This is a genomic window from Micromonospora sp. PRAS1, from assembly GCF_059553435.1.
The window spans coordinates 1-15,927 of record NZ_JCANNB010000006.1; the positions used below are offsets into that span (position 1 = coordinate 1).

Here is a 15,927-nt window from a genome sequence, read left to right on the forward strand (position 1 = left end):
CGGGGTGGCCCTGAATCGCGTTGTGGCCCCTTTCGACAAGCAGCCCCTTCCGGTCACGGCGACCGTCCCGAGCTGGCGTCACGGCGACCGTCCCCGAGCTGGCCTAGGCTCGCTCCGGTTGCCCGGTTGCCCGGTTGCCCGGTTGCCCGGTTGCCCGGTTGCCCGGTTGCCCGGTTGCCCGGTTGCCCGGTGGCCCGGTTGCCCGGTGGCCCGGTGGCCCGGTGGCCCGGCGCTCCTGGTGGTCGTGGCCCGTGGCCGCGATCCTGGGTGGACGCATGTTTCGATGCCCTCCCCCGATGATCTGCGCGAGCGGCGCCTTTGCGACGCCGGCCGGGCATAGGCGTCGAGGCTCGGCGAAAGTAGCTCGGCGAAAGTAGCTCGGCGGGAGCGGCTCGACAAGGAACGGCCCCGCCGGCAGGGCCGGCGGGGCCGTGTAGACCTCCGTAAAGCGCGTCAGGAAGGCTGCTTGGCGCAGATGAAGCGCGGCTCCGCGTCGTAGGTCCAGGTGAACTTCTCCCGCTTGACGACCTTGCCGTCCTTCTTGATGACCCGGAAGGCGTCCTGGGTGAAGCCCTGGCTGCCGTTGGCGGGAATGCAGCTGGGACCCGGGTCGAGGTAGACCGTCTTGGGCGAGGTGATGTTCCGCCGAGGGCTGTACTCGGTCTTGACGCTGTCCCAGATCTTCGTGCCCCAGATGGAGACGGTGATCGAGTTGCCGGTGTACGAGGTGTCGATCAGGACGCCGTACTCGGTGTTGTTGCGGAACTTGAAGTCGAGGTTGGGCCAGAAGATCGTCGACTCGATAACCGCCGGGTACCGGCTGAAGTAGTACGAGTGTGGCTTGTGCTCGACGTCCTCCAGGCCGGCGTAGTAGATCGCGTTGAAGAGGGTGGTGGTGAACTGGGACGTCCCGCCGCCGACCCCGGGCACCAGCTTGCCGTCCATGATGACCGGGGCGTCACGGTAGCCCTGCGCGTAGCCGCGTTCGCCGGTGTGCCCGTTGAGCGAGAACGTCTCGCCGGGCAGCACCACCGTGCCGTCCACGTCCTTGGCGATGGTCACGATGTTCTGGCTGCGCGGCGACCCGAGACCACCTGTGAAGTTCGTGGTGAACGAGGCGACCTTCTCCTTGATGCCCAGGCCGCCGATCTTCTCCGTGGTGAGCTTCGGCTGGACCGGCTTCAGCTCGGCGGAGACCGTCCGGTCCGTGCTGCGGGGCAGGACCGCCAGCAGGTCGTCACCGAGCTTGCTGGTGTCCACCTGCTGCCCCTCGCGCCCGTCGGTCACCTTCGGCTTGCCACCGGAGATGGCCATCTTGGCGTCCTTCGGCGCCACCTCGACGGCGTCGAGGCGGTCCTCCAGGGCGGCGCGCAGGCGCTTCATGTCCACGCTGGGGGTGAGCTTGCCGGCCTTGTCGGCCTTGAAGCGGAGGCCCTTGGCGATCGCCTGCGGCGGGATGTCCACCGAGCCCCGGTCGGTGGTCAGCTTGACCGGTGCCGCCACGGCCGGCTCAGCCAGCTCGGCGACCATCCGGTCGACCTCCTCGGCCGAGGTGGCCGGGTGGTTCTCCACAAGCGGCACGGTCACCGGCTGTCCGCTCAGCCAGCCCTCCTTGACCACCTGCGCCGAGTGCTCGGCGTCGACGTCGAGGCTCGGCTTGGGATAGCGCACCTTCGGCTTGGTGCCGGAGAAGGTGATGGCCGGCATCGTCATCTTCTTGCCCTGCTTGCCGACGAGCTTCTCCAACTCGGCGGCCAGCTTCGGCACGTCGACCGAGACCACCGGCTCGACCTCGCGGGAGCCGACCAGGCGGTCCACCGCGTGGGCGTCGGCCGCCACGGCGGCGGCCACGGTCGCGTCCACGTCGACGGTGAGCCCGACGTCGGCCGGATTGATCTCGGCGGTCTGCTCTCCGACGCGTACCTGGATGGGGGCGGAAAGCTCGGCCGCGCGGCGGTCGAGCTGCGCGCGCAGCTCGACCGCCGCGTCCGTCTTGCTGCGTCCACCCAGTTCGGTGCCGAGCACGGTGGTGCCGCGCGGAACATCACCGGCGTACGCCCAGACGACCACCGCGCCGACCGAGGCGAGTACGGCGGTGGCCGCCCCGGTGGCGAGCAGGATCCGGAACCGGCTGGACCGCTTGGGGCCGCCCTGTGGGGCCTCCGGTGCTGGTCGGACCGGTTCCTCGACGGGCCAGCTGACCGCCGCCACCTGCACGGTGGGCCGGTCGTCGTCAGCGGGCGGACGTTTTTCGCCGTACAGCGTCACAGCTACCTCTTTGGGAAATGCCGCGGGTTGAGCCGGGACCCCTACCCCGGAAGACAACTACGGTAGCCAACGCAGCGCCCGGCGGGGAGCCCGAGTGTGTGCAGATCGGGTCGCACCCGTCCGTTCGACGCGACCCGACGCCGGACGACCACGTTCGGTAGCGGCGATGGATCGGCCGGTCAGCGCCGGGACGGCCGGAAGACGAGCCAGGCCATCACCACCGTGGTCGCCGCAGCCGTGGCCAGCGCGCAGGACAGCACCCCCGTGACGGTGCGTGGCGCGATAAGCGCGGTGGCGCCGGCCAGCCCGGCCGCAGCCAGCCAGAGCGGGGCGGCCGGCCACCGGGCGGCGGTCGCCACCCGGTCGTTGACCAGCATGAAGAGCACCGCGTAGAGGGCGCCGGTGGCGGCGAAGAGCGGGGCCGAGCCGGCCAGGTGCAGGTAGTCGGTGCCGCCGGCGAGCCGGAACGCCAGCTCACCGCCGACGGTTGCCGCAGCCACCAGGACCGCCCCGCAGGCCAGGATCAGTGCCAGCGCCACCAACCGGGCCCGGTGGTCGTTGCGGGCCAGCCGGGGCAGCACCAGCAGCGTGACCACCTGAGGCGCCCACAGCGCACCCTTGGTGAGCACCGAGCCCACCGCGTAGGCACCCGAGCCGGCGGCCGGGAGCAGCTGACGGGCGAGGATCAGGTCGGCGTACGAGATGGTGAGCATCGCCAGCGTCGCGCCGCACGCGGTCATCACCTGCCGGGCGGTCAGCCGGGGCGTCGCCCCGCCGCCCGGCGCGGTGGCTGCGACCGGTCCGGCGGCTGCCACCGGGGTGCGGGTGCCGGCGGGCGGGGCGGCGAGGCGGGCCAGGACGGGGAGCGCGAGCAGGCCGGTGAGGGTGGCCAGCAGCAGGCAGAGCACCGGTCCCTGACCGAGCAGGAGGCCGATGACCAGGCCGCCGTAGCGGCCGGCGGCCAGCACGGTCATCGCCGCGGCGAGCCGCAGGAAGCGTTGGTCGCCCTGGACCTCCCCGAGCCAGCGGCCGGAGAGCACGGTGGCGAAGGTGGTGGCCGCGAGCAGCAGCGTCAGCGCGATCGGCAGCCGCAGCGCCACCGTCAGCACCGGTGCGGCGGCGAGCGTGACCGCTGCGGTGAGCGTCGCGGTGCGCAACCCCAGCCGGGCCGTCCCACCGCCGCCCCAGCGAGCCCGGTGCGCGGCGACCGCGATCTGGAGGCCGAAGCCGGGTACCGCGGCGATCGCGCCGAGCGCGAGCACCGTGGCCAGCGCGCCGAGGTCGGCGGCGCTGAGCCGGCGCGCGCCCAGCACCGGTACGACGTACGCGAGGGCGTTGGTGACCAGGGTGGCGACCGTGACGGCGGCACCGGCCCGGCCGAGTCGCGTCGTCGCCGTGTCCCGGCCCGTCGTCTGCGTCATGCCGCTCCGCGCTCCTATTCCCACTCGGGTGCCGGGTCGCCGATCGCGATCTCGCTGATGCACAGCGAGATGTCGTCGCCGGCAGCCGTCAACTCCACAGTCGGCCCGCCGCCGATGATGCGCAGGAAGCGTTGGTTCAAACCCTTCCGGACCGGGAACTCGGCGGTCCCCGTGCCGAACCGCAACGTCGCGGTGCCCTCCGCCGCGCTGCGGTAACCGATCCGTACCACCCAGTGCCATTCGTCGCGCGGCTGGTTGAGCGTCATCCGCACGGTCTGGCCGGCGGAAACCAGGTGACCGCAGCCTTCCGCCGGCCCCGGCAGGGTGGTGCTGCCGACGACCGTGGCCAGCCGGATCCGGCCGAGCCCGTCCAGCACCGACACGTTGTCGGCCCCGTCGACGTAGGTGGGCCGGGTGTCGAAGGCGCGGAAGAACCGGGACTGCTGGTTGTACGGCCAGGACAGGGCCGGTACGACCGCCTCGGGGACCGGGCCGTCGAAGAAGACCGTGTCCGGCGGGGCACTGGCCAGCTCGATCCGGACGGTGTCGAGGTACGACCGGCCGGCCTTCCCGGCCCAGCTGTCGCTGAACTTGACGGTGCTCCAGGCGGTGCTGAGGCAGCCGGCCACCAACACCACGGCGAGCAGCGCGGGCAGGGTCTCCCGGTACCGCGGCGGCACGGCCGGAACCGGCGGATCGGCAGGCTCCGCAGTCTTCTCCTCCGCCGGAGCTGCCCCGGGAGGAGGCGCAGCACCCGACCCGGTCGCCCCGACCACCGCGAGACCGAGGCAGATCGCGGCAACCACGACGACGTCGCTTACATACCGGGGGACGCCGCCGGCAACCTCGCTGAAGGCCGAACCGAGACGGGTAGCGGTCAACAGCCCCACCGCGATGACCAGGTATCCGCCGAGGAGCAGCCAGGCCCGAACGGCATCGCGCCGGTGGCGTACGGTCGCCGCGACCAGGACGGCGACGATCGCCGCGCTTACCCAGATGCCTACCTGCGGGGGCGCGGTGACGGGTGCACCGTCGCCGGCCCGTAGCCACTGCCACGGCCCACCCACCAGGCCCGGCAGCAGCGTGGAGCCGAGCAACTGGGCGAGGAAGGAGAAGACCTCGCCGGCCGACTGTGGCCGGCGCAGCGACGACCCGACGGTTGCCAGGTGGGCCGCGACGGTACCCACCGTCAGCAGGGCCAGCAGCAGCCACGACGGCCACCAGCGGCGAACGGTGGTGGCGATGCTGCGCAGCGGCCCCCCGTCGGCATAGCGGGCGGCGGTGAAGAGGAACACCAGAGCCGCCGCCAGGACCGCCCGGTCGACGAAGAGCACGCCGAGCAGAACGGAGAGGGCGAGACCCACCAGATGCCGCCGTCGTCCGGTCTGCACGTAATCGACCTGAGCGGTCACCGCGAGCACCATGGCGATAAGCATCGGCAGCACGGTGACGCCGACGGCCCACCACGAGGTCGCTTCCAGGGTCAACGGAGTGAACAGCAGGATGCCGAGAGGCAGCAGCAGGAGCCACGAGCCCCGCAGCAGACGCCGCAGCAGACGGAGGAACGCCATCCCGAGGATCGCCTGGCCGGCGGCCATGAGCAGGACGTACGGCCAGTGGACCGGCCCGAACTGCGCGGTGACCAGCCAGGTGAGCAGTCGCCCGGCCGGCATGAGGTGATCGTGGTACGGGGTGAGGAGGTGGGTGATGGTCAGCTTCGACTCCGCCGCCTGGCTGATCAGTACGTAGTCGTCGGCGGCCAGGGAACCGCGCAGGGCCACCTGCATACGCCACACCACACTTACGGCGATCATCGCCAGCGCGGCCAGCCGCATCTGGTCCTGGCCGAGCCGGGCGCCGATCCGACCAGGTGTCGCAGTCTCCGCCGCGCCCGTCGATGCCATGGCGGGAAGAGTGCCACACCCGGCAGGCGGCTCCCCATCAGGCCAATGGATGGTTCGGCGGCGTTGACGCGGCTCGGCGAGGGTCGCGTACAGTGGCCGCCACCAGTGCGGTCGGTGGCCGCGCGCCCGGCGGTGGTGAGGTCGACGGATGCGGGAACGGGTGGTGCCGCACGCGGTGGCCGCAGCCGTGGCGGCGATCGTCCTGGCGCCGCTCGCCGCGCCCGGGTACGTGCTCCGTTACGACATGGTCTTCGTGCCACGGCAGGCCCTGAGCTGGGAGGTAATCGCTCCGGCGACGGCGCTGCCCCGGGCCGTACCGCAGGATGCGGTGGTGGCCCTGGCCAGCCAGTTGGTGCCCGGTTGGCTGCTGCAACGGCTGGTCCTGGTGGCGATCCTCTACCTTGCCGCGCTTGGCGCCGCCCGGCTGGTGCCGACCGATCGGCTGACCGTGCGCCTGGTGGCCGCACTCGGGTACGCCTGGACCCCGTACCTGGCCGAGCGGCTGCTGATCGGGCAGTGGGGGTTGCTGCTCGGGTACGCCGTGCTGCCCTGGCTGGTGCGGGCGGCGCTCGGGGTCCGGGCGGGCGAGCGGGGTGCCCTGCGGTGGCTGCTGCTGGCGGCGGCCGGCGCGGCGATAACGCCGACCGGTGGACTGCTGGCCCTGGTGGTGGTGGCGGTGCTGCTGGTCGGCCGGTACCCGGGCGCGGTGCGCTCGGCGTCGACTGCGGTGGCGGCGACGGTACTGCTCAACGCGCCCTGGTTGGTGGCTGGCTTCAGTGGTGGCGGCGACGGCCGGTCCGATCCGGCCGGGGTGGCGGCCTTCGCCGCTCGCGCCGAGAACTGGGCCGGTCCCCTGGTGGCCCTCGCCGGCACCGGTGGCATCTGGAACGGGCAGGCCACCCCGGCGTCCCGGAGCGGCTGGCTGGTGCCGTTGGCGACGCTGCTGGTGCTGATGGTCGCGGCCGCTGGCGTGACCCTGTTGCGGCGACGCTGGCCCGGTCCGGTGTTCGGTCGGTTCGCGCTGCTGGCGGGCGGATCGTGGCTGGCGGCGGCGCTCGGCGTACTGCCCGGCGGGGCGGCCCTGCTCGGCTGGCTGGTGGCCGAGGTGCCCGGTGCCGGGCTGCTGCGCGACGGCCAGAAGCTGCTGGTGCCGTACGCCCTGGCGCTGGCGCTCACCGTGGCGCTGGGGGCGGAGCGGCTCGCCGGGTTGCTGACGGACCGCTTCGACGCGACGACCGGACGGGTGCTGCTGGTCGGTGCGGCACTGTTGCCGGTGGCGGTCCTGCCCGACCTGGCGTTCGGCGGGGCGGGACGACTGCGCCCGGTGGCCTGGCCGGCCGACTGGGCGACGGTGGCCCGGCTGGTCGAGCAGCGCCCCGGTGAGGTGGTCTCGCTGCCGTTTCAGGAGTACCAGAGCTACGCGTGGAACGGTGGTCAGGTGGTGATCGACCCGGCACCCCGCTACCTTGGCGTGCCGGTGCTGATCGACGACACGTTGCGGGTGGACGACACCGCCGTGGCCGGTGAGGACCCGCGCGCGGCCCAGCTGCGCGCGCTGCTGGCCGCCGGTGCGCCCGTGGCGGCGGCCGGTCCCAGGTGGGTGCTGGTGCAACGTGCGGCCGGTCCGGTGCCGGAGCCGGCGACGCTGGCCGGCTTGCGACTGGCCCACTCCGGCAGCGAGCTAGCCCTGTACGAGAATCCGGAGTGGATCCCGCCGCCCCGGCCGGTTCGTCCCGGGCCGGTCGGGCTGGCCCACCTGTTGGCCGGAACGGCGGTCCTGGTGATCGGGTTTTCAGGCGCTGCGCGGCGGTGCTACCGCGTGGTAGCGTCCCGGCACGCGAGTCCCGCGGAAGGAGAAGGTGGATGAGGAACCTGCCCGCGTTCGTCGCCGTCGGGGTACTCGGGGTCGTGCTCGGCATGCTCGGCAGCGTCGGTCTGGCGAACGTGCTCAGCCCGTCCGCCAAGGAGGCTGCCACTTCCAACGTGAGTGAGCAGACCGAGACCCCGTTGTACGGCACGCGCTGACCTCGATGGCGAAAGGGGCGTCCGCGATTCGCGGACGCCCTGTCGCCGTGCCTGGAAGCCCGCCGGTCTTTGGCCCGTAACGGGTCAGCCGGTGCGGGCGGTGGCGCGGGTGACCAACTGCGCGAAGCGTGCGCCGGTGGCGGCCCAGGTGAAGCGGGCCGCGTGGGCCAGCGCGGCCTCGCCCATGTTCTTGCGCCCTACGTCGTCGGCGAGCAGGTCCCGGACGGCGGTGGTGAATTCCCGCTCGTCGTCGACGAGCACACCGGTCTCGGTGTCGACCATCGCCTCGGCGACCCCGCCGGCATAGCGGAAGGCCAGGGTGGGAGTGCTGCGCGCGGCAGCCTCCACGATGGTCAGCCCCCAGCCCTCCTTCAGCGAGGGGGTGAGCGCGAGCCAGGACGAGCAGAGCAGTGCGTGCTTCTCCTCCTCGGTGACGAAGCCGGCGAACCGCACCCGGTCGGTGATCCCGAGCGTGCCGGCCAGTTCGCGTAGCGGCTCTTCCCACCAGCCCTGTCCGGCCACCACCAGTTCCAGTTCCGGCAGCTCGTCGGCGAGTTCGGCGACCGTACGAAGGGCGATCTCCACCCGCTTGTGCGGCACCAGGCGACCGAGAACCAGCAGTGACGGGTGGGGGGTGCGGGGCAGCGCCGGGCCGGTCACCGGGGGCGTGCCGTTGGGCACCACGTCGATCCGTTCCGCGGCCACGCCCAGCGTGGTCAGCTCGGCCCGGCTCGCCTCCGAGACGGTGACGTACCGGCAGCGGCGGTAGAGCCGGACCGCCAGCCACGATTCGATCCACCAGCCGATGCGGCACAGCCACGGCCCGAACACCACCGGCCACTGCTCGCGGTGCACGTGGTGCACAAGCGCGATGACCGGGCGGCCGGCGTAGAGCGGGGCGAAGAACGGCACCCCGTTGCAGACGTCCACGACCAGGTCCGGCCGGCCGAGTCCGCGTCGGCTCAGCGGGCCGAACCCGAAGCGGCCGGCGAGGCAGATAAGGGCCGCGCGCAGGTAGACCGTCATCCGCGAGCCGCGGCGCAGCACGCGTACGCCGGATTCGGTGACGCTGCTCGGGCCGGCGTTGCCGTGCGCGGCACAGAACAGAGTCACCTGATGACCGATGGTGACCAGTTCGGCGGCGATCCGTTCGATGTAGACCTCCGAGCCGCCACCTTCGGGATTGAGCGTGTCGCGCCAGTTCAGGAACAGGACATGGCGAGAGGGGGTGCCGCAGTTGTCCACGCTGCTCCTACTGGTGAGTAAGTGAGCACGATCGCGCCACCCTAGGGCCGCTCGGCCCGGGTGCGCAATGGGTAGATGCGGCAGTGGCAACCCGCCGGTAACAAGACTGTTGGGGGTTTGCCGGCAGGCGGAAACCTTGGCAGGGTGTGCAGGCGCAACCGCGTGCGTTGGCCGGTGCCCGGTGCCCCGAACCCGCCGCGAGCCGCTGTGTGACCTGCGGTGGAAGGCGTCCGCAGGGGTGACGAGGAGGTGAGGCGGCGGTGGAGGCCGACCGTCCCGCGCCGTCGCGCGCCCTGTCCCACCGTTCCCCGGTGGTGCTGCTCAGCGCCGCGTTGGTGCTGCTGCTGGCCGGCTGGGGCGCGGTCGCGTACGTCCGCGCGGATCGGGGCACCCCGACCTGCGTCGAGCAGGTCCGGCTGCGGGTGGTGGCCGCTCCGGTGATCGCCCCGGCGCTCGATCGCATCGCCCGCGGAAACGTCGGCGGTCAACCCTGCGTGTCGGTGGCCGTGGAGTCCCGGCAGTCGGCGGTCGTGGCTCGTGACCTCGCCGAGGGCGGCGAGGTCGGGGACGCCTGGGTACCGGAGTCGACGTTCTGGCTGCGGCGGGCCCGGGCCGCCGGCGCCTTCGAGGTTCCCGAACGGGGTACGTCGGTGGCGAGCACGCCGGTGGTACTGGCGGTGACCGAGCGGGTCGCCCGCCGGTCCGGCTGGCCGGCGCAGCCCCTGGCATGGAAGTCGCTTGTCGGCACCGGGACGCGCGCGGCCCAGGTCGGAATCCCCGACCCGGCGGCCGACCCGGCCGGGGTGGCCGCCCTGCTCGGGGTCCGAATGCTGGCCGACGACGACCGGGCCTCGCCCGCGACCGTGGCGGCGACGCTGCGGCGCCTCGCCGAGCGGACGTTCAGCCCGGCGGAAGGCAGCGACCTGCTGACCCCGGGCCGCGCACTGCCCGGCCGCGTCGACGTGGTCGCCGCCAGCGAACAGGCGGTGCTCGAACACAACGCACTCGCCAGCTCCGGCAAGCTGGTGGCGGCGTACCCGGAGGTGGCCGTCCCCTCGCTCGACCTGCCGTACGTGGTGCTGCCCGGCGCGCAGGGCCGGACCCGGGACGCCGCCGCGAACTTCCTCGCCACCCTGCTCACCGGCGCGGCGCGGGAGACGTTCAGCGGTTACGGCTTCCGGACCGCGGCGGGCTTCCCACCGGCCGTTCCGGCCGACCGGCGGCTACGGGCGGAGGAACGTCGACCGGTCCCGCTGCCGGCCGAGGAGACGGTCACCGATCTGCTGACCGCCTGGAGCGGTGTGCAGCGCAGCGCCCGGATCCTCACCCTGCTGGACGTCTCCGGCTCGATGGCCGCGCAGGTGCCGGGCGGCGGTACCCGGCTCGACGCCACCGTCCAGGCCGCCCAGGAGGGCGCGGCGTTGCTGCTGGACAACAGCGAACTCGGGGTCTGGATCTTCGCCACCAGGCTCGAAGGGGACCGGGACCACCGCGAGATCCTGCCGGTACGCCCGCTGGGCAGCCAGCGCAAGAAGCTCGCCGAGGAACTGGCCGGCGTACGGGTCAAGCCCGGGGGCGGGACGGGGCTGTACGACAGCACGCTTGCCGCGTACCGCGACGCGCGGCGCAACTGGACGCCGGGGCGGATCAACCTGGTGCTGGTGATGACGGACGGGCGTAACGAGGACGACGACAGCATCAGCCGCGCCGAGTTCCTCGCCGAACTCCGCCGGTTGCAGGAGCCCCGCCGGCCGCTGCCGATCATCTTCATCGGCCTCGGCGCCGACGTCGACCCCGACGAACTCGACGCGGTCACGAAGGTCACCGGCGGGCGGGTCTTCGTGACCGCGCAGCCCAGGGGCATGCGGCGCATCTTCTTCGCGGCCCTGGCCGACCTGAGCTGCCAACCGCCGGAGTGCCGTCGGTGAGCCGGGTGCTGGGGCGGCTGCGCCGCTCGCCCGGTACCGTGCTGTCGCTGCTGCTGCTCACCGCGATCGCCTTCGGTCAGCGACCCGGTGAGATTACCTTCGACACCAAGCTCGACCTGGCCGTCAACCCGGTGCGGTTCCTGGCCCGGGCGTTGCACCTGTGGAATCCGGAGGCCACCTCCGGGGAGTTGCAGAACCAGGCGTACGGCTACCTCTTCCCGATGGGGCCGTTCTTCGCCCTCGGCCAGTGGCTGGCCGTACCGCCGTGGATCACCCAGCGGCTGTGGACGGCGCTGCTGCTCGCCGCCGCGTTCTACGGGCTGCTGCGGCTGGCTCGGGCGCTGAACATCGGCACCGAACCGACCCGGTACGCGGCGGCGATCGGTTACGCGTTGGCGCCCCGGGTGGTCACCGAGGTCGGCGTGCTGTCCGCGGAGACGATCTCCGCCGCGATGCTGCCCTGGGTGCTGTTGCCGCTGGTGACCGTACGCCGGATCGGCTCTCCGCGCCGGGCCGCCGCGCTCTCCGCGCTGGCCGTGCTGGGCATGGGCGGGATCAACGCGGCGATCGTGCTGCTCGCCCTCCTGCTGCCCGGCGTCTGGCTGCTCACCCGGCGCTGGGACGCGCAGCACCGGCGGCTGGTCGCCTGGTGGTGTGTCTGCGTGCTCGGGGTCTGCCTGTGGTGGATCGTGCCGCTGCTGCTGCTCGGCCAGTACAGCCTCCCCTTCCTCGACTTCATCGAGTCGTCCACCACCACGACGGCGGTGGCCTCGCTGTTCCAGGCGGTACGCGGCACCAACCAGTGGGTGGCGTACATCGTGCAGGGCGACCCCTGGTGGCCGGCCGGCTGGCTGCTGATCGACCACCCCGTGCTGATGGTGCTCACCGCGCTGGTGGCGCTGATCGGCCTAGCCGGGCTGGCCGGCAACCTGCTGCCCGAGCGACGGTTCCTGGTGACCGGCTTCCTCACCGGGCTGACCCTGCTGACCATCGGCTACGTCGGTGCGGTGGACAGCCCGTTGTCCGAGGTGGTCCGCGACCTGCTGGACGGCCCGCTGGCGCCGTTCCGCAACGTGCACAAGCTCGACCCGGTGCTGCGGCTGCCGCTGATGCTCGGCTTCGCGCACGGCGTCGACGCGGTCGCCACCCGGATGCACCACGCGCTGGCCCGGCGTCGGCCGGCGATCCGGCTGCGTCCGCTGGTCTTCGTGCCGGTGCTGCTGCTCGTTCTGGGTGCCGCCGCGCCGGCCTGGCTCGGGCAGCTGCGCGCCGGGCCGGGCTGGTCCGACCTGCCACCGCACTGGCGGGCCGCGGCGACCTGGCTCGCCGACCGCGACGCGTCGGCCCGTACGCTTATGGTGCCCGGCTCCGGTTTCGGTCAGTACGTCTGGGGGCGCACGCTCGACGAACCGTTGCAGCCGCTGGCCGGCGCACCGTGGGCGGTCCGCAACCAGATTCCGCTCGGTTCGAACGGCAACACCCGGATGATGGACACCGTCGAGCAGGTGCTGGCCGGGGGTCAGGGCTCTGCCGGCCTGGCCGATCTGCTCGCCCGATCCGGCTTCCGGCACCTGCTGCTCCGCAACGACCTCGACCGCAACCAGATCGACGCACCGCCGGTGGCGGTGCTGCGGCGGGCGTTGGCCGATTCGCCGGGCATCGTCCGGGTGGCCACCTTCGGCACCACCGACGCGTTGTCCCGGACGCTCGGCAGCCCGGTCGACGGCGGTTCCGGCGTCCTGCCGGCCATCGAGATCTACGAGGTGCAACGCCCGGTGCCGGTGGCGTCCGCGGTGCTCAGCGCCGACGTGCCCACCGTCAGCGGCGGGCCGGAGTCGCTGCTGCCGCTGCTGGAGCAGGGAATTGTGGAGCGGGATCGACCGGTGGTGCTCGCCGGTGACCGGGCCGGCTCCCCGGAGCTGGCCGGCGACTCGTGGATCGTCACCGACGGCCTGCGCCGCCAGGAGCGGGACATCGGCCGGGCCCGGGACAACCTCTCCCAGACGTTGACCGCCAACGAGGCGGGGCGGCAGGGCCGGGTCGCCCTCGACCTGCTGCCGTTCGCCGGTGACCAGCACCAGACCACCGCGGTCTACCAGGGCGTACGCGATGTGACCGCGTCTTCGGCGGCGAGCTTCGTGGACCATCTCGGCCCGGCGGACCCGTCGCACCTGCCGTTCGCGGCCGTCGACGGGGACCAGGCCACCGCCTGGCACTCGGCTCCGCTGAGCGGGCCGGTCGGGCAGTGGCTCCAGGTCGACCTGGACACTCCGCGCCGGGTGGAGAGCGTGGACATTGCCTTCGTCAGCGATCTGGCGGTGGGCTGGCCGGTGACCCGGTTCCGGATCACCACCGATCGGGGCTCGGTCGAGCACGAGGTCGCCCAGACGCTCGGCGGTCACTCGTACTACACCCTGCCCGGGCCGACCAGCCGGATCCGGGTGACCGTGCTGGCGGTGGCCGACGGCCAGCTCAACGGGGGTGTCGGCATCCGGGAGCTGACCATCCCGGAGACCGAGCCGCGGCGTGCGCTGCGCGCCCCGACCGACCTGCCGCGAGAGCTGTCCGAAGCGGTCAGTTGGGTGTTCAGCCGGGGGCCGACCGACCGACCGGCGTGCTATCCGGCCTCGGTCTCCGGCGCCGACCCGGACAGAGGCGCCGGTGCCGACCCCGACACCGGCGTTGACGACCTGACGATTCGCTGCGACCGGTTCCTGGCCCAGGTCGGTGAGGAGCCGCTGGGCCTGGACCGGCTGTTCCACAATCCGGCCGCCGGCACGTACCGGATGGAGCTTCGCGCGGTCGCCCGGCCCGGCGGCGAGCCGAAGCTCTCCGGCCCGGCCGTGACGGCGACCGCCTCGTCACACCTGGCCGGGGATCCGGCGGTGGCCGGGTACGCGGCGGTCGACGGCGACCCGGACACGGCGTGGCTGGCCGGTACCGGCGACCTGCGGCCCACCCTGGGGCTGAGCTGGTCGGGCCGGCAACGCATCGACCGGGTACGCCTGCGGGGGGCGGAGTTGCCGGTGGGCTCCCTGCCGGAGCGGGTCGAGATCCGTACGCCGGGTCGCGCGGTGACCGTGCCGGTGGGCACCGATGGAACTGTCACGTTTCCGCCGGTGCGTACCGACCGGATCGAGATCGTCGTGTTGGCGACCCAGCACCGGCTGGCCGACCTGCGGGTCAACGGCTGGCCCGCCACCGCAGGCATCGCCGAGGTGGAGATTCCCGGGCTGGCGGAGCAGCCGAACCCGATCGACGCCGAGACCCGGGTGGTCGAACGGTGCGGTGACGGGCCGGTGGTCGAACTGGCCGGGTTCCGCTACGACACCTCGGTCGACGCCACGCTGGGCGACGTGCTGGCGGGGCGGCCGGTGCCGCTGCGCGTCTGCGGCGAGGACGGCTCGGTGCTGGAACTGCCGGCCGGCGGCCACCGGTTGGCGACCACCCCTTCGGCGGGTTTCCTGGTGCGGGACGCGGTCCTGCGGCCGGCCGACGACGACGCTTCCGCCGCGCCCCGGCACCGGGAGGTCACGGTGTTGGACTGGGCGCCGACCGAGCGGACGGTCCGGGTCGCCGGTGGTGAGCAGGCGTTGCTTGTGGTGCCGGAGAACGCGAACGCTGGCTGGGCGGCCACCCTGGACGGCGTACCGCTTACCGCCTCCCGGGTGGACGGCTGGCAGCAGGCGTGGGTGCTGCCGGCCGGTGCTGGCGGCGAGGTCCGGCTGGTTTTCGAGCCGGACGGGCCGTACCGGGCCGGGCTGGCGGCTGGCGCGTTGACGGCGGTGGGGGTGCTGGTGCTGGCCGCCTGGCCGGCCCGTCGCCGGGTGCCGGTGGACGCGGGCGGGGCGGGCGCGATCCCGGCCGAGGCGTCGGCGTGGGGCATCGGCGCCCTGTTGGTGGTCTTGCTCGCCGCGTTGGGTGGCGTCCTGCCGGTGGCGATCGTGCTGGCCGCGATGCTGCTGCGGCAGTTGGCCGTGCGGGCGCTTCCGGTGGTGGTGCTGGGTGGGCTGACGGTGGCCACGGCGGTCGCGGTGACCGGACGCCTGCGGGGCCACGGGCAGGAGTGGGCGTACGTCTCCTGGACACAGGCGGCCATGTTGATCGCGATCGGTGCGGTCGTCGCCGCGGTGGTGCCCGTCCCCGGTGTGCCGCCCGACCCGGCCATCCCGGATGATGTGACGCCGGGCACACCCGGCGAGACGGCGGAGGTGGCCGAAGAGCGGGCTGAGGGCGACGACGGGACGGTGGCGCGGTGACAGCAGTGGAGGACCGTACGCGGCGGGCGGCACGACGTCGTTTCGCCACGCTGCGCCGCTCGGTCGACCTGTTCCGGGCCTTCCTGGTCGAACAGACCGACCCGGATCACTTCTACGGACTGCTGGCGACCGACTCGGTCCGCCAGGTCTCCGGCTACACCGACCTGGCCGGCCGTACGGTGCTCGACGTCGGTGGCGGGCCGGGCTACTTCGCGACGGCCTTCCGGGCGGCCGGTGCCCGCTACGTCGGGCTCGACCCGGACGTCGGTGACTTCTCCGCCGCCGGTGAGTCGGTGGCGGGCATGCTGCGCGGCAGCGGCACGGCACTGCCGGTGCGGACGGCCAGTGTGGACGTGACGTTCTCGTCAAACGTGGTGGAGCATGTCGCCGAGCCGCCCCGGATGCTCGACGAGATGGTCCGGGTGACCCAGCCGGGCGGGCTGCTCTTCGTGTCGTACACCCCGTGGTTGTCGCCGTGGGGTGGGCACGAGACCGCGCCCTGGCACTACCTCGGCGGCAACCGGGCCCGCCGCCGCTTCGAGCGGCGGAACGGACGACCGCCCAAGAACCGTTTCGGCGAGACGCTCTTCCCGGTCTCGATCGCCGCCACGTTGCGCTGGGCGCGGGGCAACGGCGACGTCGAGCTGGTGGACATGCTGCCGCGCTACCACCCCTGGTGGGCGCGGTGGGTGATCCGGGTGCCCGGGGTCCGGGAGGTGGCGTCCTGGAACTTCGTGCTGGTACTGCGTCGCATCGGTGAGGGACAGCCCGGCGCGGCGGAGAAATCAGAGCTGACCGGGGGGTCGCGTGGCTATGTGACTAAGTAGTAACCTCGCGGCCATCTCACTGATTGATACCGACGAAAATTAGCTCCTCA

At 72.9% G+C, this 15,927-nt stretch carries 9 protein-coding genes; 5 read left to right on the forward strand and 4 right to left on the reverse strand.

What is annotated here, in order from left to right:
* Positions 1–453: 453 nt before the first annotated feature.
* The 3 genes from AC507J_RS07675 to AC507J_RS07685 form a co-directional block, all read right to left on the reverse strand.
* Complete coding sequence (locus tag AC507J_RS07675) at positions 454–2,268, reverse strand: VanW family protein (protein WP_496288376.1); 1,815 nt, start codon at positions 2,266–2,268, stop codon at positions 454–456.
* Between the two features lie 179 nt (positions 2,269–2,447).
* A complete protein-coding gene (locus tag AC507J_RS07680; protein ID WP_496288377.1) occupies positions 2,448–3,689 on the reverse strand; it encodes a polysaccharide biosynthesis protein in 1,242 nt (413 codons plus the stop codon).
* A 14-nt stretch (positions 3,690–3,703) separates the two neighbouring features.
* Positions 3,704–5,593 carry a hypothetical protein gene (locus tag AC507J_RS07685; RefSeq protein WP_496288378.1) on the reverse strand — a complete coding sequence of 630 codons (1,890 nt, stop codon included), beginning with the start codon at positions 5,591–5,593 and terminating at the stop codon, positions 3,704–3,706.
* Between the two features lie 148 nt (positions 5,594–5,741).
* On the opposite strand from AC507J_RS07685, the gene AC507J_RS07690 reads away from it, so the two are divergent.
* Both AC507J_RS07690 and AC507J_RS07695 read left to right on the forward strand, forming a co-directional pair.
* Positions 5,742–7,460 (forward strand): MmpA family trehalose lipid delivery protein, encoded by a 1,719-nt coding sequence (locus AC507J_RS07690; protein ID WP_496288379.1) that lies wholly within the window; start codon positions 5,742–5,744, stop codon positions 7,458–7,460.
* Positions 7,457–7,618 (forward strand): hypothetical protein, encoded by a 162-nt coding sequence (locus AC507J_RS07695; protein WP_341718041.1) that lies wholly within the window; start codon positions 7,457–7,459, stop codon positions 7,616–7,618. Before AC507J_RS07690 ends, AC507J_RS07695 begins: the two co-directional genes overlap by 4 nt.
* A gap of 84 nt (positions 7,619–7,702) precedes the next feature.
* On the opposite strand, the gene AC507J_RS07700 is transcribed toward AC507J_RS07695, so the two are convergent.
* Positions 7,703–8,863 carry a glycosyltransferase family 4 protein gene (locus AC507J_RS07700; protein ID WP_496288380.1) on the reverse strand — a complete coding sequence of 387 codons (1,161 nt, stop codon included), beginning with the start codon at positions 8,861–8,863 and terminating at the stop codon, positions 7,703–7,705.
* A 260-nt stretch (positions 8,864–9,123) separates the two neighbouring features.
* On the opposite strand from AC507J_RS07700, the gene AC507J_RS07705 reads away from it, so the two are divergent.
* The 3 genes from AC507J_RS07705 to AC507J_RS07715 are packed head-to-tail and all read left to right on the forward strand — an operon-like array spanning position 9,124 to position 15,877.
* Entirely contained in the window at positions 9,124–10,791 is a 1,668-nt protein-coding gene (locus AC507J_RS07705) for a substrate-binding and VWA domain-containing protein (protein ID WP_496288381.1), read from the forward strand.
* Complete coding sequence (locus AC507J_RS07710; protein ID WP_496288382.1) at positions 10,788–15,050, forward strand: alpha-(1->3)-arabinofuranosyltransferase domain-containing protein; 4,263 nt, start codon at positions 10,788–10,790, stop codon at positions 15,048–15,050. Before AC507J_RS07705 ends, AC507J_RS07710 begins: the two co-directional genes overlap by 4 nt.
* Positions 15,047–15,877: a class I SAM-dependent methyltransferase gene (locus AC507J_RS07715; RefSeq protein ID WP_496288383.1), complete on the forward strand. Its 831-nt coding sequence runs from the start codon at positions 15,047–15,049 to the stop codon at positions 15,875–15,877. The genes AC507J_RS07710 and AC507J_RS07715 overlap by 4 nt, the downstream gene beginning before the upstream one ends.
* Positions 15,878–15,927: the final 50 nt, after the last annotated feature.

Excerpts from the sequence above, each read along its gene's own strand:
- AC507J_RS07680 (WP_496288377.1), bottom strand. The coding sequence starts at position 3,689 with ATGACGCAGACGACGGGCCGGGACACGGCGACGACGCGACTCGGCCGG.
- AC507J_RS07685 (WP_496288378.1), bottom strand. The coding sequence starts at position 5,593 with ATGGCATCGACGGGCGCGGCGGAGACTGCGACACCTGGTCGGATCGGC.
- AC507J_RS07690 (WP_496288379.1), top strand. The coding sequence starts at position 5,742 with ATGCGGGAACGGGTGGTGCCGCACGCGGTGGCCGCAGCCGTGGCGGCG.
- AC507J_RS07695 (WP_341718041.1), top strand. The coding sequence starts at position 7,457 with ATGAGGAACCTGCCCGCGTTCGTCGCCGTCGGGGTACTCGGGGTCGTG.